18 protein-coding genes are annotated in these 17,925 nt (G+C 67.5%); 7 read left to right on the top strand and 11 right to left on the bottom strand.

Annotated features, from left to right (window positions below; genetic code table 11):
- Positions 1-22 precede the first annotated feature (22 nt).
- From andAa to andAc, 4 genes are read right to left on the bottom strand one after another with little or no spacing between them, the layout of a single operon-like run.
- The gene (gene andAa / locus HWW87_RS02310) at positions 23-1,243 is read right to left on the bottom strand and encodes an anthranilate 1,2-dioxygenase system ferredoxin--NAD(+) reductase (RefSeq protein WP_175819083.1); all 1,221 of its coding nucleotides are present in this window, start codon (positions 1,241-1,243) and stop codon (positions 23-25) included.
- Positions 1,233-1,559: an anthranilate 1,2-dioxygenase ferredoxin subunit AndAb gene (andAb, locus tag HWW87_RS02305; RefSeq protein WP_006479527.1), complete on the bottom strand. Its 327-nt coding sequence runs from the start codon at positions 1,557-1,559 to the stop codon at positions 1,233-1,235. The genes andAa and andAb overlap by 11 nt, the downstream gene beginning before the upstream one ends.
- Positions 1,560-1,594: 35 nt before the next feature.
- Positions 1,595-2,071, bottom strand: coding sequence for an anthranilate 1,2-dioxygenase small subunit AndAd (gene andAd / locus HWW87_RS02300; RefSeq protein ID WP_174428951.1), 477 nt, complete (start codon positions 2,069-2,071; stop codon positions 1,595-1,597).
- Positions 2,072-2,085: 14 nt separating this feature from the next.
- Complete coding sequence (andAc, locus tag HWW87_RS02295; protein ID WP_175819082.1) at positions 2,086-3,357, bottom strand: anthranilate 1,2-dioxygenase large subunit AndAc; 1,272 nt, start codon at positions 3,355-3,357, stop codon at positions 2,086-2,088.
- A 213-nt stretch (positions 3,358-3,570) separates the two neighbouring features.
- Between andAc and andR the strand changes: the two genes are divergently transcribed.
- Entirely contained in the window at positions 3,571-4,530 is a 960-nt protein-coding gene (andR, locus tag HWW87_RS02290) for an anthranilate 1,2-dioxygenase regulatory protein AndR (RefSeq protein ID WP_175819081.1), read from the top strand.
- Positions 4,531-4,684: 154 nt separating this feature from the next.
- Here andR and HWW87_RS02285 read toward each other — a convergent pair whose 3' ends face one another.
- From HWW87_RS02285 to HWW87_RS02275, 3 genes are all read right to left on the bottom strand, one after another.
- Positions 4,685-4,996, bottom strand: coding sequence for a hypothetical protein (locus HWW87_RS02285; protein WP_175819080.1), 312 nt, complete (start codon positions 4,994-4,996; stop codon positions 4,685-4,687).
- Positions 4,997-5,041: 45 nt separating this feature from the next.
- Entirely contained in the window at positions 5,042-6,727 is a 1,686-nt protein-coding gene (locus tag HWW87_RS02280) for a methyl-accepting chemotaxis protein (RefSeq protein ID WP_175819079.1), read from the bottom strand.
- A gap of 167 nt (positions 6,728-6,894) precedes the next feature.
- Positions 6,895-7,785 (bottom strand): LysR family transcriptional regulator, encoded by an 891-nt coding sequence (locus HWW87_RS02275; RefSeq protein ID WP_175819078.1) that lies wholly within the window; start codon positions 7,783-7,785, stop codon positions 6,895-6,897.
- Between the two features lie 91 nt (positions 7,786-7,876).
- On the opposite strand from HWW87_RS02275, the gene HWW87_RS02270 reads away from it, so the two are divergent.
- The 3 genes from HWW87_RS02270 to catC are packed head-to-tail and all read left to right on the top strand — an operon-like array spanning position 7,877 to position 10,279.
- Positions 7,877-9,010 (top strand): muconate/chloromuconate family cycloisomerase, encoded by a 1,134-nt coding sequence (locus tag HWW87_RS02270; protein WP_175819077.1) that lies wholly within the window; start codon positions 7,877-7,879, stop codon positions 9,008-9,010.
- Positions 9,011-9,042: 32 nt separating this feature from the next.
- Complete coding sequence (gene catA, locus HWW87_RS02265; protein WP_175819076.1) at positions 9,043-9,945, top strand: catechol 1,2-dioxygenase; 903 nt, start codon at positions 9,043-9,045, stop codon at positions 9,943-9,945.
- A gap of 43 nt (positions 9,946-9,988) precedes the next feature.
- Complete coding sequence (gene catC, locus HWW87_RS02260) at positions 9,989-10,279, top strand: muconolactone Delta-isomerase (RefSeq protein WP_175819075.1); 291 nt, start codon at positions 9,989-9,991, stop codon at positions 10,277-10,279.
- Between the two features lie 171 nt (positions 10,280-10,450).
- Here the strand turns inward: catC and HWW87_RS02255 are convergent, their stop codons facing one another.
- The gene (locus HWW87_RS02255) at positions 10,451-11,230 is read right to left on the bottom strand and encodes an NAD(P)H-dependent oxidoreductase (protein WP_175819074.1); all 780 of its coding nucleotides are present in this window, start codon (positions 11,228-11,230) and stop codon (positions 10,451-10,453) included.
- An 86-nt stretch (positions 11,231-11,316) separates the two neighbouring features.
- Between HWW87_RS02255 and HWW87_RS02250 the strand changes: the two genes are divergently transcribed.
- Complete coding sequence (locus tag HWW87_RS02250) at positions 11,317-12,210, top strand: LysR family transcriptional regulator (protein WP_175819073.1); 894 nt, start codon at positions 11,317-11,319, stop codon at positions 12,208-12,210.
- A 165-nt stretch (positions 12,211-12,375) separates the two neighbouring features.
- The gene (locus HWW87_RS02245; RefSeq protein WP_175819072.1) at positions 12,376-12,780 is read left to right on the top strand and encodes a DUF2471 family protein; all 405 of its coding nucleotides are present in this window, start codon (positions 12,376-12,378) and stop codon (positions 12,778-12,780) included.
- Between the two features lie 192 nt (positions 12,781-12,972).
- Here HWW87_RS02245 and HWW87_RS02240 read toward each other — a convergent pair whose 3' ends face one another.
- Complete coding sequence (locus HWW87_RS02240; protein ID WP_175819071.1) at positions 12,973-15,006, bottom strand: NADPH-dependent 2,4-dienoyl-CoA reductase; 2,034 nt, start codon at positions 15,004-15,006, stop codon at positions 12,973-12,975.
- A gap of 75 nt (positions 15,007-15,081) precedes the next feature.
- Between HWW87_RS02240 and HWW87_RS02235 the strand changes: the two genes are divergently transcribed.
- Positions 15,082-16,161, top strand: a complete 1,080-nt coding sequence (locus HWW87_RS02235; RefSeq protein ID WP_175819070.1) for an AraC family transcriptional regulator — start codon at positions 15,082-15,084, stop codon at positions 16,159-16,161.
- A 22-nt stretch (positions 16,162-16,183) separates the two neighbouring features.
- Here the strand turns inward: HWW87_RS02235 and HWW87_RS02230 are convergent, their stop codons facing one another.
- Complete coding sequence (locus tag HWW87_RS02230) at positions 16,184-16,633, bottom strand: DUF126 domain-containing protein (protein WP_175819069.1); 450 nt, start codon at positions 16,631-16,633, stop codon at positions 16,184-16,186.
- Positions 16,626-17,873 carry an aconitase X gene (locus tag HWW87_RS02225; protein ID WP_175819068.1) on the bottom strand — a complete coding sequence of 416 codons (1,248 nt, stop codon included), beginning with the start codon at positions 17,871-17,873 and terminating at the stop codon, positions 16,626-16,628. The genes HWW87_RS02230 and HWW87_RS02225 overlap by 8 nt, the downstream gene beginning before the upstream one ends.
- Positions 17,874-17,925 lie beyond the last annotated feature (52 nt).

Raw genomic sequence — 17,925 nt, 5'->3', positions numbered from 1 at the left:
ACACGCGCCGCGCGTCCCGCCGCTACATGAACGTCTTCAGATTCACGGCCGGATCGGCCAGCTTCACCGGGTCCGGCACCGCGCCCGCCGCGATCAACCGCCGCGACGCGCCGATGTCGCGCCCGAGGTTCGCCGCGGCCACCGCGACGATCCTGCCGTCGTCGCCGAGCCCGAACACCGTGAACGGCCCGCTCGCCGGATCGCCGCGCACGACGATCGTGCGTTCGCTGCCGAACAGCCCGAGCATCTGCAGGTTGCAGTCGTACTGATCGGACCACAGCCACGGCAGCTCGGCATAGCGCTCGTCGGCGCCGAGCAGGTTCGCGGCCGCGACGGCCGGCTGGTTTTCGGCCACCTGCCACGATTCGATCCGCACATGCCGCCCGAGCAGCGGATTGAAGTGCATCGTCACCTCGCCCGCCGCGAAGATCGCGGCATCGGCCGTGCGGCAGCCCGCGTCGACGCGAATCCCGTTGTCGACGTCGAGCCCGGCCGCCTGCGCCAGCTCGACGTTGGGCACCACGCCGATGCCGACCACGACGACGTCAGCCGGCACGTCGCCGCGATCGGTCTCGACGACGGCACCGCCGCCCGGTGCGCGACGGATCGCGCGCGGCAGCGTCGCCATCTGGAAACGCACGCCGCGCGCATCGTGCAATTGCCGTGCATACGCGCCGACGGCTTCCGGCAACGCACGCTGCAGCAAGCGCGCAGCCGGGTCGATCACCGTCACGTCGCAGCCGAGCTGGCGCGCGGCCGCCGCGACCTCGAGGCCGATGAAGCCGCCGCCGAGCACCGCCACGCGGCGCCCGGGCACAAGTTGCGCACGCAACGCACGCGCATCGTCGACCGTGCGGACGTAGTGCACGTCGACACCTTCGTCGATCGCCCCGCCGAACGTGCGCACGCGCGAGCCCGTCGCAAGCACGAGCTTCGCGTACGGCAGCGTCGCACCGTCGTCGAGCCGCACACGCTGTGCGTCCCGCTCGATCGCATCGACGCGCGTGCCGAGCCGCAGTTCGATGCGCTGCGCGTCGTACCACGCGGCATCGCGGATGAACGCGCGCTGTTCGCCGCCGTCCGTCAGCAGCGCGTCCTTCGACAGCGCGGGCCGGTCGTACGGCAACTCGCGCTCCGCGCCGATCATCACGATGCGCGCCGCCGCATCGCGTTCGCGCAGCGCCTCGGCCGTCCGCCGCGCCGCGTGGCCGGCGCCGACGATCACGAACGGATCAGCCGACATTGACTTCCACCTGCCCGTCGACGATCCGGATCGGATAGGTCCGCACCGGCTCGGTGATCGGCGCGCATTTCGGCGCACCCGTGCGAATGTCGATCAGCCCCTGGTGCAGCGGGCATTCGACGCAGCCGTCCTCCACATAGCCTTCGGACAGCCGCGCATGGCCGTGCGTGCAGAGGTCGTGCATCGCGAACAGTTCGTCGCCGATCCGGAACACGGCGATCGGCTTCTGGCCGGCGACGCGCGCCGCCGGTTCGTCCTCGGAGAATTCGTCGAAAGCGCCGAGCGGATGCCACTCGGCCAGCGTTGCTTCGGTCATGTCGTTTCCTTGCTTCGTCAGATCGATCAGGTCGGTCAGATCGGCGTCGCGAGCAGCGTCTGCACGCGCGACGTGTCGTAGATCACGCGCTTGGTCTTGTAGCGCAACCCGTCGGGCGTGCGGACCACCGTGTCGTAGTACTTGCCGGCCTGATACACGTTCGATTCGCCGTTGCTGCGCGTCTGCACGACCACGTAGTTGCTTTCGGTATCGAACTCGCCGTCGCGTTCGGCGACGATCGTCAGGCCCGACGTCATGTGCCGGTACGTGTGCTCTTCGAAGATGTTCGCGTGCCGCAGCGACACCACGCGGTCGCGCAGCATCCGCTGGTTCGTGCAGTGGACGATCCCGACCGGCAGCCCGAGATCGGCGTTCTCCTTCGGCACGATTTCATATGTGCAGTCCTCGGTGAACATGTCCGGCCAGTGTTCGAGCCGGTCGTTGTCGAGGTGTCCGATGTAGCGGTTCTGGAGCATGTAAATCTCGAACCACGTCTTCATGTCTTCCGTCATTTTTTGCTCCCGCCTCAATAGCCCATCAGCTTCTGGTAGCCGACCCAGAACTTGCGGATCAGGCTCTCGGTGATCACCGTGTCCTGCTGGTCCGGATTGCCGCGCGACATCTCGATCACCGACGTCGCATCGGTATCGCGCACCGTGCCGCGCTGCACGAGCTCGGTCGCCTCCGTGTCCTCCATCGAGATGTAGCCGGCCGGCCCGACGAGGTTCGCCTGCTTGATGCGCAGCGCGCGCAGCTCGGGCGTGTCGTCCGCATAACCGAAGAAGTGGAAGATCAGCTCGAAGTTGTCGGGGCCCTTCGGCAGGATCTGCCGCGCGACCAGCGTGTTGTGGATCTGCTGGATCACGAGCTGCGGGAAGATCGGCTGGATATGGTTCGTGCAGTCCTCGTCGTATTCCGACACGAGATCGAGGATCGATTCGTCTTCCAGATGGAAGCCTTCGTCGAACGAACGGATGTTCTGCTGCTTGTACGCAGCCGACGTGTCGTCGCCCGTCTTCGTCACCGTGATGATGCTGTGCAGCCCGTGGTTCGCATCCGGAATCGAGCGCGCCTTCATCCCGACGCGGAAGATGTTGAAGGTCGTATGGAACAGGTGCAGCATGCTCGCGTGATACGGGTCCTTCACGTTCTCCATGTACAGCTTCCAGTTCGACTTCGAATACTGGCGCGTGCAGCCGAGATACTCGATCGGCTTGTGGAAGATCCGGTCGATCCACGGGCGCATCTGCTCGCCGAGATACTCGGGCAGCGGCGCGACCTCGTCGCTGAAGGTCGCGAACACGAGCCCGCGATAGCTGTCCACGCGCAGCTTGCGCAGCCCGTGCTGCTTCGGATCGAAATCGGCCGGCATCCCGGTCATGCCCTTCTGGCCGCGCCGGAACGGCACGCCGAGCAGGTTGCCCTGGTTGTCGAAGCTCCACTGGTGATAGACGCACGTGTGCGAACTCGCGTTGCCGCGCGACTTGCGGCAGACCTGCGCGCCGCGGTGCGCGCAGCGGTTCACCCACGCGGACAGCGCGCCGTCCTCGGTGCGCGTGACGACCACCGGCGTGTCGCCGACGAACGTGCTCTTGAAGTCGCCGGCGTTCGGGATCTCGGCTTCGAGTGCGACGAAATTCCACGTCGGCCCGCGGAAGATGCGCTCCTGCTCGCGATCGTAGACCGCGCGCGAGCTGAACACCTTGTACGGCACGCGCGAGCCGTCGTCGTGCGGGAAGGTTACGTCGGATGCGTCGCCGCGGGCGGCGAAAACGACGGGCGATTCTGTCTGCTCCATGTCGGACTCCTGGTCGATCCGTTGCGTTGAATGCATGGAGCCGATTTTTGAAAAGCTAATATTCGGCGTCTATCCGGAAAGTGCGATTGCGGCGGCGCACTATCCACTTTCGGCGGATTTCTGCGCTAGCATGACGGCACACGCGACCCGGCGCCCGATCGCGCCCCATTCGTCGGATCGAAGCGCGCGTCGTCCATACCGAGGCTGAGGCCCATGTCCCCAACGTCGTTCGAGCCGCTCGCGCTGCGCGCGCACCGGCTGTTCGAATCCCGCGATCTCGACGAGACGCGCGAGCGGATCTCGCGCGTGATGCAGCCGCACGCGCTGCTGCCGAACGGCCGCGTGCAGGGTGCGTCGCACATGGATTTCGTCAAGCTGGGCGGCCTCGGGATCGGCACGATCGCGTTCGGCGACGCGATGCGCGTGCAGGTCGACGCCGTCGACGGCTACTACCTGCTGATGTTCTGCCTGTCGGGCCACGCCGAAGTGCGCGCGATGGGGCATCAGCTCGGCGTCGACGGCCAGACCGGCGTGCTGTGCGCGCCCGGCGAGCGCTTCGACGCGGTGCTGTCGGCCGATTGCGAGCAGTTCGTGCTGCGCATCGACGCGGCGACCGTCGGCGCGCTGACCGGCGACCCGCGCGCGACGCTCGACCCCGTGCTGCACGTCAGCGACGCCGCGCTCGGCGCGTGGCGCCAGCAACTGATGTTCGTCGCGCGGTCGCCCGAGTTGCTCGAACGCGCGAACGCGAACCCGCGCGTCGCGTCGCAGCTCGAGCATCTGCTGATCGACCTGCTGATCGAAGGCCATCCGCCGTCCGTGCTGCCGGCGTCGCATCGCGACCCGGCGCCGGGCTTCGTGCGGCGCGCGCAGGAATTCGTCGATGCGCACTACGCGCAGCCGCTGCAGCTCGCCGATATCGTCCAGGCCGCCAACGTGCCCGAACGGACGCTGCGCGATGCGTTCCTGCAATTCCGCGGCATGAGCCCGATGCAATACCTGCGCGCGACGCGGCTCGCGCACGCGCGCGAACTGCTGCGCGGCGCGGCATCCGACCGGCGGATCGCCGATATCGCGCTCGACTGCGGGTTTACCCATCTCGGGCGGTTCGCGATCGCGTATCGGGAGAGGTTCGGCGAATCGCCGTCGGACACGCTCGACGCCAAGTGCTGAAACCGTCCGCGCACGCCCCGCTCCACGCCGCACGCCGCACGCCGCATTTCGCGCTTCGTCCTGCCGATCGCCATCCCTACCATTCGCGCCTTCCGCTGGCAAGGACAGCCGCCCATCGACGGTCGGTTGCGCTCGCACGACGCGACCTCGAGATCTACGCCGACGGTCCGCGCCGCCGCACGGCGTTGCGCGCCGCGTCCGCGGACGGCCGGCGCGCAGGGTCGAGCCGTGCCGCCGCGCACGCCAGCGCTCCTTCGATCCGTTCGAGCATCGTGCGCGTGGCCTCGCTGCGCGGGCTCGCGCGCAGCAACAGCCCCAGCCACTTCAGCCGCCGCGCGAGCATCGGCACGACCAGCGTTCGGACGATCAGCCGCTGATCCCGGTCCAACGGATCGAAACGCACGCATGCGTCGACGAGCGCATCGAGCGTGAGTACCACGTGAGCAGAACGCGTCGAGCCTTTCATGTGGCCTATACCCCCGTCGCAGCAGGCTGCGGACCGTGATCCCGATCAAAACGCCTTCCAGTCGACGGCTTCGGCCACAGCAGGCTCGCTCAGCCCCACTACCAGCGGCGCAACCACCGGCGGTTTCGTCCGCGCGGACGCCGGTGCCGCCGCGGACGACGCCACGGCCGGCGCATCGACGGCGTTCGGGGCGAGCTTGAACGTGGCCATCGCCTCCTGCAGACGGCCGGCCTGCTCTTCGAGCGAATGCGCCGCCGCTGCCGCCTGCTCGACGAGCGCCGCGTTCTGCTGCGTCACCATGTCCATCTGCTCGATCGCCAGATTGACCTGCCCGATCCCCTGGCTCTGCTCCCGCGACGCGGCCGCGATTTCGGCGACGATATCGGACACCTGCTTGATCGCGAGCTTCACCTGCCCCATCGTCGCGCCGACGCCCGTGGCCTGCTGCGCGCTGTCCCGGATCATCGACACCGACGCGCCGATCAGTTCCTTGATCTCCTTCGCGGCGGCCGCCGAGCGCTGCGCGAGGCTGCGCACCTCGCTCGCGACCACCGCGAAGCCGCGCCCCTGCTCGCCGGCGCGGGCGGCCTCCACCGCGGCGTTGAGCGCGAGGATGTTGGTCTGGAACGCGATGCCCTCGATCACGCCCGTGATGTCGGAAACCTGGCTGGAACTGCTGCTGATCTGCCCGATCGTCGCGACCATGCTCTGCACGGCATCGTTGCCGGCATCGGCCATCCCGGTCGCGCGCGTCGCCAGCGTATTGGCCTGCTGCGCGTTGTCGGCGTTCTGCTTCACGGTCTCGGTCAGTTGCGTCATGCTCGACGCGGTTTCCTCGAGCGACGCGGCCTGCTCTTCCGTGCGGGCCGACAGATCGGTATTGCCGCTCGCGATCTGGCGCGACGCGACCGCCACCGCTTCCGCGCTGCGCTTGATGCCGCGCACCGTCGCGCCGAGCTGCCGATCCATCGTCGCCAGCGCACCGAGCAGCCGGCCGAATTCATCGTGCGAATCGATCTCGATCCGGTTGTCGAGCGACCCGCCGGCGATTTCGTCGGCCACGCTCACGGCCTTGCCGAGCGGCGTCGAGATGTGCCGCATCAGGTGCGCGGACACCCACGCCGCGACCAGCACGCCGATGCCGATCAGGCCGATCGCAATCCATAAAATCATGACGAAGGTCGACGCGCTGTCGTCGACGAACGACTTCGCCTGCTCGATGTTCAGTGCGATGTCGTCGTCGAGCGCCTGCTTGAGCGCGCCGGCGGCGGGCGCCAGCCGGTCGATCGCCGCGGCGGCCGCGTCGCGGTCCCCGCCGCCCACCGCCGCGAGCGCTTCGTCCACGCCGGCCCGGAACCGGGGCAGCACGTCGCGAATCCGGTCCGCGATGCGGCGCTCCTTGTCGCTCGTGATCGATTCGCTGTAATAGCGGTTCCATATCGTGTCGAGACGGCGTTGCTCGGCACGCGTCTCGTCGATCCCGCTTCGGACCCGCGCAGGATCGCGCTCGGACAATGCCCCACGCATCCGAAGCTGCGTCTCGAAGGTCGCGGCGCGAATTTCCGACAACTCGCTGATCGGCAGCGTATTGCCCGTATAAGCGTCATGGACGTTCGAATTCAGTCTCGACATGCCGAACAGGCCGAACACGCCGATGGCGACCATGAGCGCGACACACGCGGCAAGCGCGAAAAAGATCCTGAACTTTATGCTTTTCCCAAATCGGCTCACGTTGCTCTCCTTGAATGCCCAGGGCGATGCGGAACGGGAAACCCCGCTTCCAACCCTGTTTACGGAGAGCGATACGGCCGATTTATCCGCCGGCGGCGGGATAGAAAAAACCATGTGCGGCAATAATCGGCACACGCGGCGATCGTTTTTCGGTCGGCCGGCAGCCCTCACGCCGCCGGCACGATCATCTCCCGCGCAATCGCGCAGAACGCCGCCGTGACGGCGCTTTCGCCGTGCAGCCGGCGGCTCATGATGATCGGCGACGTCGCGCCCGGCTCCGGCAGCCGCCGATAGACGACGCCCTTCACGCGCACGCCCTCCACGCTCTCCGGCACCAGCGACACGCCCACCTGCGCGGCGACGAGCCCGAGCGCCGTCTGCAACTCGCGCACCTCGTGCACGGCCGCCGGCACGACCGCACCGTCGCGCAGCGCCGACAACTGCTGATCGGCGAAGCTCGGCCGCGGCGTGCTCGGGTAGACGATCATCGTCTCGGTCGCGAGATCCGCGAGCGTCAGCGGCCGGGCCGGATCGGCGAGCCGATGCCCGACCGGCAGCGCCGCGATCAGCTTCTCCTCGATCAGCGCCTCGCGCACCAGTTGGTCGTCGTCGAAGCGCAAGCGGCCGAACCCCACGTCGATCCGCCCGCCCTTCAGCGCGCCGAGCTGTTCGAGCGTGAACATTTCGATCAGCGACAACTCGACGTCCGGGTGCGCCTCGCGAAACGCGCGGATCACGTCCGGCAGCGCGCCGTACAGCGTCGACGGCACGAAGCCGATCACGATCCGCTCCGACAGTTGCGCGAGCCGCCGCGTCAGCGGCCCGAGCTCGTCGGCCTGGTCGACCAGACGTTTCGCCTGCGCATAGAACACGCGCCCGGCATCGGTCAGTTTCAGCGGCCGCGCACCGCGCTCGAACAGCGGCAATCCGATCTCGTCCTCGATCGCCTGGATCTGGCGGCTCAGCGGCGGCTGCGTCATGTGCAGCCGCTCCGCGGCCCGCGTGATGTTCATTTCCTCGGCGACGGCGATGAAGTAGCGGAGCTGACGCAATTCCATTTCATGCCTCAAAGGTATGGAAGTAGTCGGAAAGAGTGTTGGACGACGCGGGGCGGGAATTCCTACCATGTGCACCAACAGGAGGAATCGCATGATAGCAACTGCCGCCACCATCGAGCGCATCGAGACCTTGCTGGTCGACGTGCCGACGATCAGGCCCCACAAATTGTCGGTCACCACGATGCATTGCCAGACGCTCGTACTGGTCCGAATTCGATGCACGGACGGTATCGAAGGCGTCGGCGAGGCGACGACCATCGGCGGTCTCGCGTATGGCGAGGAGAGCCCCGAAAGCATCAAGGTCAACCTCGACACCTATTTCGCGCCGCTGCTGCAGGGCATAGACGCGACGCGCCCGGGCGCCGCGATGGCGCGTGCGCGCAAGCTGTTCCAGGGCAACCGCTTCGCGAAATGCGCGATCGAGACCGCGCTGTTCGACGCGCAGGCGCGTCGTCTCAGCGTGCCGCTGTCCGAGCTGTTCGGCGGGCGCCGGACCGATGCGGTCGATGTCGCGTGGACGCTCGCGAGCGGCGACACGCAGCGCGACATCGCGGAAGCCGAAGCGATGCTCGACGCCCGCCGCCATCGCGCGTTCAAGCTGAAGATCGGGTCGAACGCGGTCGCCGACGACGTGGCCCACGTGGTCGCGATCAAGCGCGCGCTCGGCGAGCGCGGCGACGTGCGGGTCGACGTGAACCAGGCATGGAGCGAAACCGATGCGATCTGGGCCGGCGCGCGGCTCGCCGACGCCGGTGTGAGCCTCGTCGAGCAGCCGATCGCAGCGACCAACCGCGCGGGGCTGAAACGCCTCACGCAGCTCGCGCAGGTGCCGATCATGGCCGACGAGGCGCTGCACGGCCCCGTCGATGCGTTCGCGCTCGCGCAGGATCGCGCGGCCGACGTGTTCGCGGTGAAGATCGCGCAATCGGGCGGCCTGCAGGGCGCGGCGAGCGTGGCGTCGATCGCGGCGGCGGCCGGCATCGAACTGTACGGCGGCACGATGCTCGAAGGCGCGGCCGGCACGATGGCGTCCGCGCAACTGTTCAGCACGTTCGACTCGCTGAAATGGGGCACCGAACTGTTCGGCCCGCTGCTGCTCACCGAGGAGATCCTCGTCGAGCCGCTGCGCTACCAGGATTTCAAGCTGCATCTGCCGGCGACGCCCGGCCTCGGCCTCACCTTCGACTGGGCCCGCATCGAACGGATGCGACGCGACGCCCGCTGATCCCCACACGACAACCGAAACCGGAGACACAGATGAACAAGCCAGCCATCGACGCACTGCTGAAGACCTTCGACGACGCCGCCGAGAAACCCGGCAACCCGCGCGTGCGCGCGATCGTCAACCGGATCGTGAAGGACCTCTGCTACACGATCGAGGACTTCGACGTGCAGCCGAGCGAGTTCTGGACGGCCCTGAACTACCTGAACGAAGCCGGCCGCGAATTCGGGCTGATCGCCGCGGGCCTCGGCCTCGAGCGCTTCCTCGACGTGCGGATGGACGAAGCCGAGGCAAAGGCCGGCATCCAGGGCGGCACGCCGCGCACGATCGAAGGGCCGCTGTATGTCGCCGGCGCGCCGGAATCGGTCGGCCACGCGCGTCTCGACGACGGCACCGATCCTGGCCAGACGCTGATCATGCGCGGCCAGGTGCTCGGCCAGGACGGCGCGCCGCTCGCGAACGCGCTGGTCGAGGTGTGGCATGCGAACCATCTGGGCAATTACTCGTACTTCGACCCGTCGCAGCCCGCGTTCAACCTGCGCCGCTCGATCCGCACCGATGCCGAAGGCCGTTACAGCTTCCGCAGCGTGCTGCCGGTCGGCTACAGCGTGCCGCCGGGCAGCAAGACCGAGCAACTGCTCGACCAGCTCGGCCGCCACGGCCATCGTCCGGCGCACATTCACTTCTTCGTTTCCGCGGACGGGTATCGTAAGCTGACGACGCAGATCAACATCGATGGCGATCCGCATCTGTGGGACGACTTCGCGTTCGCGACGCGCGACGGGCTGATCCCGCCGGTCAGGCAGGCGGAGGGCGCGGAAGGCAAGCCGTACGGCGTCGACGGGCAGTTCGCGCTGATCGACTTCGACTTCTCGCTGCTCAAGGAAAAGCAGGATGTGCCGGGAAGCGAGGTCGAGCGAGCCCGCGCGCAGGCGTGAGCGCCCTTCCCGTTCGACGAATCGACAACGCAAGGAGTGCAGGATGCTGTTTCATGTGGAAATGACCGTTCGCCTGCCGGCGGACATGGATCCGGTCAAGGCGGCCACGCTGAAGGCCGAAGAAAAGGCGATGTGCCAGCGGCTGATGAACGAAGGGACCTGGCGTCATCTGTGGCGGATCGCCGGGCAGTATGCGAACGTCAGTATCTTCGACGTCGAAAGCGTGCAGCAGCTGCATGACACGCTGAGTCAGCTGCCGCTGTTTCCGTATATGGAGATGGAGGTGCGGGCGCTGTGCCGGCATCCGTCGTCGGTGCGGGAAGACGATCGGTAAGCCACGCTGAATCGCGGCCGTGACCCACGGCCACGAAATGCACCAAATGCACGATCCGCACGACCCGGGCGGCCGGCGATGTCACGCAGGCCGCCCGGGTCTTTTGCATGTTGCAATTTGTGTTTGGCTGCGGTTAGCCGTGTCACCCCGCATCGGGGGGGGCAGCAACCGTCAGGCGGTCAAATGCGCGGTGAACCCCACCTTCCCCGGTGCGATCTCCTCTTTCAACGTCAGCGCCGGAATCTCGTAATCGCCCGTGTTCTGCCGGCGGAACGGAATCGGCGGCGTGGTCCACAGATCGTCGAGACGCCGGCCGAGCGCCGCGCGCGTTTCGTCGAAGCGCGCGGCGTTCATCTTGCCCGTCCGATAGATCACGAACGGCGGCAGCACGTCGAACCCCGGGTAATACAGCACCCCGTGCTGGATCGGGAACAGCAAGTCGTCGATCGGTCCGTTGATGCCGCGCGGGCTGTAGTGCGGTTCCCACCCGCCCGTCGTGACGATCACCATCGCCCGCTTGCCTGCCAGCATCCCTTCGCCGTAGCGGTCGCCCCAGTGCGTATCGGAATGCTCGCCGACGCCGTACGCAAAGCCGTACGCGTACACGCGCTCGAACCAGCCCTTCATGATCGCCGGCATCGAGAACCACCACAGCGGAAACTGCAGGATCACCGCGTCGGCCCACTTCAGCTTGTCCTGCTCGCGCGCGATGTCTTCGCTTTGCGTACCCGTCGCGAACGCGCGCTTCGAATCGAGCGACGGATCGAACCGTGCGTCGGGCGCACGATCGGTCACGTCGTTCTCATCCAGCACCGCCTTCCAGTTCATCGCATACAGGTCGGTCACCTGCACCGCGTGGCCGGCCGCTTCGAGTTGCGCGACCGCGAAGTCGCGCAGCGCGCCGTTCAGCGAACGCGGCTCGGGATGGGCATACACGATCAGCACATTCATGTTGGTCACTCCGTGGATTGAATGACTGCAGGATGCCGCCTTCAACGGTATATTTGAAATGAATTCCTGATATTCCAGGTATAGCGATGAATAATCTCAGAAGGCTCGATCTGAACCTGCTCGTCACGCTGGACGTGCTGCTCGCCGAGCACAACGTCACGCGCGCGGCCGAAAAGCTGAACATGTCGCAGCCATCGGTCAGCGTGCAGTTGCAGAAACTGCGCGACGTGTTCGGCGATCCGCTGCTGCTGCCCGGGCCGCGCGGGATGCGGCCGACCGCGCGCGCGGAAGCGCTGCGCGAGCCGTTGCGCGATGCGCTCGAAGCCGTCGAGCGCGCGGTGATCCCCGCCACGCCGTTCGATCCCGCGACCGCGACGAACACGTGGCGCGTGGCCGCGACCGACTACGGCGAATCGACGATCGTGCTGCCCGCGCTGCGCACGCTGCGTTCGACCGCGCCCGGCACGCGGCTGGCCGTCGTCGAACTCGTGCCGCCGCGCATCGAGCAGGATGCCGAACGAAACGGCATCGACCTGGCCTTCCATACGACAGAAGGGTCGCCGCCCGGCATGCGACGACTGCCGCTGTTCGTCGAGCGTTACGTGCTGATCGGCCGCGCCGGTCACCCGAAGCTGAAGCGGCGCCCCACGCTCGCGCAGTTCGGCACGCTCGAGCACGTGATCGTGTCGCCCGACGGCGGCGGCTTCTTCGCCGTGACGGACGAAGCGCTCGCGAAGGTGGGGGCCGCGCGGCGCGTCGTGCTGTCGGTGCCGCACTTCCTGTTCGTGATGTCGGCCGTCGCAAGCACCGACCTCGTCGCGATGCTGCCCGAGCGGCTGGTGCGCGACGTGCCCGCGCTGCGCGTGGTGGACGCACCGGTCGAGGTGCCCGGCTATGAAATGTCGATGCTGTGGCACGAGCGCGTGCATCGCGATCCGGCGCATCGATGGCTGCGGGAGACGATCGCGGCAGCGGTGTAAATCGTTCGCCCGATCGATGCGAATCGCCCGCGTCGAGCGCCGGCGCACGAAATCCTGCATTCGGGACTTGAAACCGCACCAAACACTGTATATATTTACAGTGCTTTTTGCACCATTTGACCCGAATTCCGTCATCCAAGACGAACGGACTTTTGTGAGGCGACCATGTTCCAGGCTTCCGCATTCGATCCCGAGCAACCCGGCTTCAATCCCGTCCATTTCGAGCGCGCCGCGCAGCGGGCGGTCGTCGATCTGCAGCGTGTCGCGGGCGGCCCCGCGCAGCGGGCGCTCGGCCTGCGCCGCCGCACTCACCCGGCGGCCGTTCGCACGATGAGCTGGCAGGCGCTGCTGAACGTCGAGGAGCTGGCGTTCTCGAATGCCGGCTTCCTGAACCGCAATGATCCGGCCGTCGTCGACGCGTTCATCCGGCTGCGCGACAGCCGGCTGGTCGCGGCGGACGTCGAGGAGCCGGTCGACTGGCGCCGCGACGACGACGACCTGCCGGCCATCTACCTGATCGTCAAGGCGATGCTCGAAGCGGAAGCGGAAGAGCGGGCCGAAGCGGCCTGAGCCGCGCCGGCCGATCGCGGTCACGGTCGGCCGGGTTCGCGCCGCCATGTTTCCTAGTGGCGCGGTCGGCGCTGCGGCTCGTTATAGTTCTGCGCCCGCGAATCGGCGCATCCTGTGGCAAGAGCCGCGCACCGTCCCGTCAGCCGATCATCGCCACGCGACAAACGTCCGGATGAGCGTCGCAGCCGCCCGTTACAACCGCGCTGCGAGCCGTGAGCCCTGATCGATCGCACGCTTCGCATCGAGTTCGGCGGCCAGTTCCGCGCCGCCGATCAGGTGCACCGAGCGCCCGGCGGCCTGCAACGGCGCGAGCAACGCACGTTGCGGCTCCTGCCCCGTGCAGAGCACGATCGTGTCGGCTTCGATCAGTTCGTGATCGGTACGCTGCTCGCCGTACGACACATGCAGCCCGCGCGCATCGATCCGCTCGTAGTTCACGCCGCCGATCATCTTCACCTGCTTCATCTTCAGCGTCGCACGGTGAATCCAGCCGGTCGTCTTGCCAAGCCCCTTGCCGAGCGGCGCGGCCTTGCGCTGCAGCAGCGTCACTTCTCGCGCCGGCGCCGACACCTGCGCACGCGTCACGCCGCCGCGCGTCGCGGCCGGATCGGTCACGCCCCACTCCGCTTTCCATTCTTCGAGATCGAGTGCCGGCGACTCGCCGTCCTGCACCAGATATTCGGCGACATCGAAGCCGATCCCGCCCGCGCCGACTACCGCGACCCGCCGGCCGACCGGCTGTTTGCCGGCGAGCACGTCGACATAGCTGAGCACGTTCGGCCCGTCCTGCCCCGGAATCTTCGGGTCGCGCGGCGCGACGCCGGTCGCAAGCACGATCTCGTCGTAACCGCCCGCGATCAGGTCGCTCGCGTCGACGCGGCGGTTCAGGTGCAGCTTCACGCCGGTCAGCTCGACCTGCCGGCCGAAGTAGCTCAGCGCTTCGTGAAACTCCTCCTTGCCCGGAACCCGCTTCGCCATGTTGAACTGGCCGCCGATCTCGGCCGCGCAGTCGAACAGGTCGACCTGATGGCCGCGCTGCGCAAGCACCGTCGAGCAGGCGAGCCCGGCCGGCCCCGCGCCGACCACCGCGATCCGCTTCGGCTGCGACGCGGGCGTGTATTTCAGCTCCGTCTCGTGGCACGCGCGCGGATTCAGCAGGCACGACGCGATTCGGTTCTTGAACGCATGATCGAGGCATGCCTGGTTGCAGCCGATGCAGGTATTGATCTCGTCGGCACGGCCCTGCGCGGCCTTGACGACGAACTCGGCATCCGCGAGCAGCGGGCGCGCCATCGACACCATGTCCGCGTAGCCGTCCGCGAGAATCTGCTCGGCCACTTCGGGCCGGTTGATCCGGTTGGTCGTCACGAGCGGGATGCCGACCTCGCCCTTCATCTTCTTCGTCACCCACGCGAACGCGCCGCGCGGCACCGATGTCGCGATCGTCGGCACGCGCGCCTCGTGCCAGCCGATCCCCGTGTTGATGATGGTCGCGCCCGCGCGCTCGACCGCCTTCGCGAGCTGCACGGTTTCGCGCCAGTCGCTGCCGTCCGGAATCAGGTCGAGCATCGACAGCCGATAGATCAGGATGAAGTCGCGGCCGACCGCTTCGCGCGTGCGCTCGATGATCTCGATCGGCAAGCGGATGCGGTTCTCGTACGAACCGCCCCACTGGTCGGTGCGCTTGTTCGTATGCATCGAGATGAACTGGTTGATCAGGTAGCCCTCGGAGCCCATGATCTCGACGCCGTCGTAACCGGCTTCGCGTGCGAGCGTCGCGCAGCGCACGAACGCGCGGATCTGCCGCTCGACGCCGCGCGCACTCAGTTCGTGCGGCGCGAACGGCGAGATCGGCGACTTGATCTTCGACGGCGCGACCGCGAACGGGTGGTAACCGTAGCGGCCCGTATGCAGGATCTGCAGCGCGATCTTGCCGTCCTCCGCATGCACGGCGCCGGTGATCTCGCGATGCCGGCGCGCGGCGGCCGACGTCATCAGCGTGCCGCCGAACGGCTTGGTCCAGCCGGCCACGTTCGGCGCGAAGCCGCCCGTCACGATCAGGCCGACTCCACCGCGCGCACGCTCGGCGAAATATTCGGCGAGGCGCGGCAGCGTCTTGCGGCTGTCCTCGAGGCCGGTGTGCATCGAGCCCATCAGCACGCGATTCTTCAGCGTCGTGAAGCCGAGATCGAGCGGTGCGAGCAGGTGGGGAAAGGGAGTCGTCATGATGATTCGGCCAATAAGCGATGCCTGCCATCGTAGGCGCGCGCCGCCTTGAACGTGAGGGGGCAAACAGCCATAATGCTTGTCATTTCCGGCCAAATCGACATGACTTCCCCGTCCCGAAAAGACCGACTCGGGCTGCGCCGGCCGACGATTCCGGTCGCCTATACGCGCCTGCTGCTGCAGGCGCTGGCCGCGCGCGGCGTCGACCTGGCCGCCGTGCGTGCCGGCACGGGCCTGCGCGACGCGGTGCTGGCCGAACCGGACGCGCGCGTTGCGCCGTCGCAATGGGGGCGGCTCGTGCTCAACGCGATCGAAATCGGCGGCGATCCGGGCATCGGGCTCGCGTTCGGGCTGCTGCTGAAGCCGACCGTGCACGGCTTTCTCGGCTACGCGACGCTGACCGCGCGGGACATCCGCGACGCGCTGTCGGTCACGCAGCGCTACTTCCGGATGCGCAATCGCCAGTACCGGCTGACCTATGCGGAAGACGAACGCGGCGCGACGCTCGAACTGCACGGCGTGCAGGCGAACCCCATGCTGCAGCATCACGTGATGTTCGAATTCGTGCTGACGGGGCTCGCGCAGAACATCTCGCAATGGTCCGGCCGCGCGTCACCGCCGATCAGGCTGCAATTCGCGTGGCCGGAGCCCGCGTATTTCGCGCGCTATCGCGATACGTTACCGCCGGTGGCATTCGGCTGCGCGGCCAATGCGCTGTGGATTGCGCGCGACGTGCTCGACTGGCCGCTACCGCTCGCCGACGAAGTCGCGCACCGGCAGGCGCTCGTGCAGGTCGAGCGCGAGTATGCGCAGGTGCGGCAGGAGGAAGGCGATCTGGTCGAGCGCGTGCGGGCAGAACTGGCGCGCGCAGCCGGCGATTATCCGGGGCCGGACACGCTCGCCGACGCGCTGCTCGTGTCGACGCGCACGCTGCGGCGCCGGCTGGAGGAAGCGGGGTCGAGCTACCGGCAATTGCTCGACGAAGCGCGGTTTCGCGACGCCAGGCAGTTGCTCGCCGCGTCGGATCTCGATCTGAAAACGATCGCCGAGCGGCTGCAATTCACCGACCCGGCGAATTTCACGCGCGCGTTCCGGCGCTGGGCCGGGCAGACGCCGAGCGCGTACCGTGAGGCGGCTGCGGGAACTCGCGAGTAACGCGAAAGATGTGCGCGACGCGTCAGCGGCCGATATGAATCCGCGCGCCGCCGTCGCCCTCGCCCGCTTCGATCCGCACGTCGCCCGTGGCGGCGGCGATCGCGTCGTACACGTCATCGCTCACGCACACCACCGGCACCGCGATCGCATACAGCTCCGCGGCCACGATCGCGCCGATCGAGATGATCAGGTCGCGCTCCTTCAGCACGATCCCGACCGGCCCGGTGCCGTTGCGCACCGCTTCCGCGAGCACGCTGCTGCTCGAACTCGAACCCTTCGCGTGCGGCATCACCATCACCTTGCCGGCGAGGCTCGCGCCGGCCTGCGGATGCCCGCGATCGACGATCCTGCCCGCGCCCGAGTCGTAGCCGCCCCAGAAGCTGAGCGGCTTGTCGAGGATGAACGGACGCGCACACGCGCTGCCCGGCACGAGCGTGTCGCCCGTCAAGAATTTGCCCGTCGCTTCAGTCATCGAATCGCACCTTGCCTTCGTACGCGGAGCGCACGCATTCGCGCATGCTGCCGTACGCGACCGTCACGCCGATGTTCGCGGGCGCATACGACGCCCATTTCCCCGAGTTGGTCATCACCAGCCCCGACAACTGCTTCATCACCGGCGTGATGTACGTGCAGGTATCGACGACGATCTGGATACCGCGCGCGGCGAATTTCTCCGCGAGGCCGGCTTGCTCCAGTTCCCACAGAATGAAGCGGCTCGTGTTCACGTAGAAATCGCAGGCCGGCTTGCCGTCGAACGCGTCGAGCAACGTGTCGAGCGTGTGGAATTCGGCCAGTGAAAAATGCGGCGTGCCGAGCGCGACCGCGACGAGCGCGTCGCCGGCCGCACCGTGATTCAGCGTGCGGCGAATCTCGTCGAGATCGGCCATCGTGATATCGACCGTGCGTTGCGCGGCGCGGCCGTGCAACGCGGCGTCGAGCGTCGGCGCCTCGGGCGTCACGCCGACCGCATGGAACAGCGCGACGGCCCCGCTCGATGCGGCGGCCGCGCCGAGCGCCTTGAGTTCGTCCTCGGTGGTGTCCGCCGGCAGCCCGACGATCGCCGGCACGACCGCGCCCGCGATCTTGCCGACCGCCAAACCGAGCGCGGCGAAATGGATGTCGCGCGACGGCAGGCCGGTGAAATCCGGCGCATTGAACACGATCCGCGCGGCGCGGTTCGCATCGACATGCAGCCCCGCATACGGCGCACGCCCGGTGATCGCGGCGGCCAGGTCGAGAAAATCGCCGTAGCGGCTCGTGCGCGCGCCGAGTACCGAGTTCGCGAACACGATCGCATTCGATTCGGCCCACGCGATCTGCTCGCCCATCGCGGGACGATTCTTCAGCTGATACGGCGCGCACGTGAAGCTCGATTCGCAGCCGAGCAGCAAATGCGCGTCCATCAGGCGCTGCGCATCGCGCTGGATCGTGCGGTCGCCGTGGTACAGCTCGGGATGGATCAGGTCGAGCGACCCGACGTTCAAGGTGGTCGGCACCGCGACCTTCGCGCCCGTCTCGACGAAATAGTCGACGAAGTCGAGGCTCGTCTGGCCGTGATACAGACAGCCGTCGATATGCGCGGACGTAATGTCGATCAGGTGCGGCGCGGACATCACTTGCGCGGTGCGCGCGACGATCCGCATTGCGCGGGCGACGCCGTCGCCGAAATCCCCGCGCAACATTGCGTCGTCGCGGTCACTCAACTGCAGCATCGGTTGCTCCTCTGACGCGTGCCGGCGGCCGCGCCGGCTCATGAATTCAGTC

The organism is Burkholderia sp. BCC0419, assembly GCF_902830285.1.
GTDB lineage: Bacteria > Pseudomonadota > Gammaproteobacteria > Burkholderiales > Burkholderiaceae > Burkholderia.
Note: the sequence above shows the minus strand (reverse complement) of the source record. Positions and strands in the feature narration are given on the sequence as shown.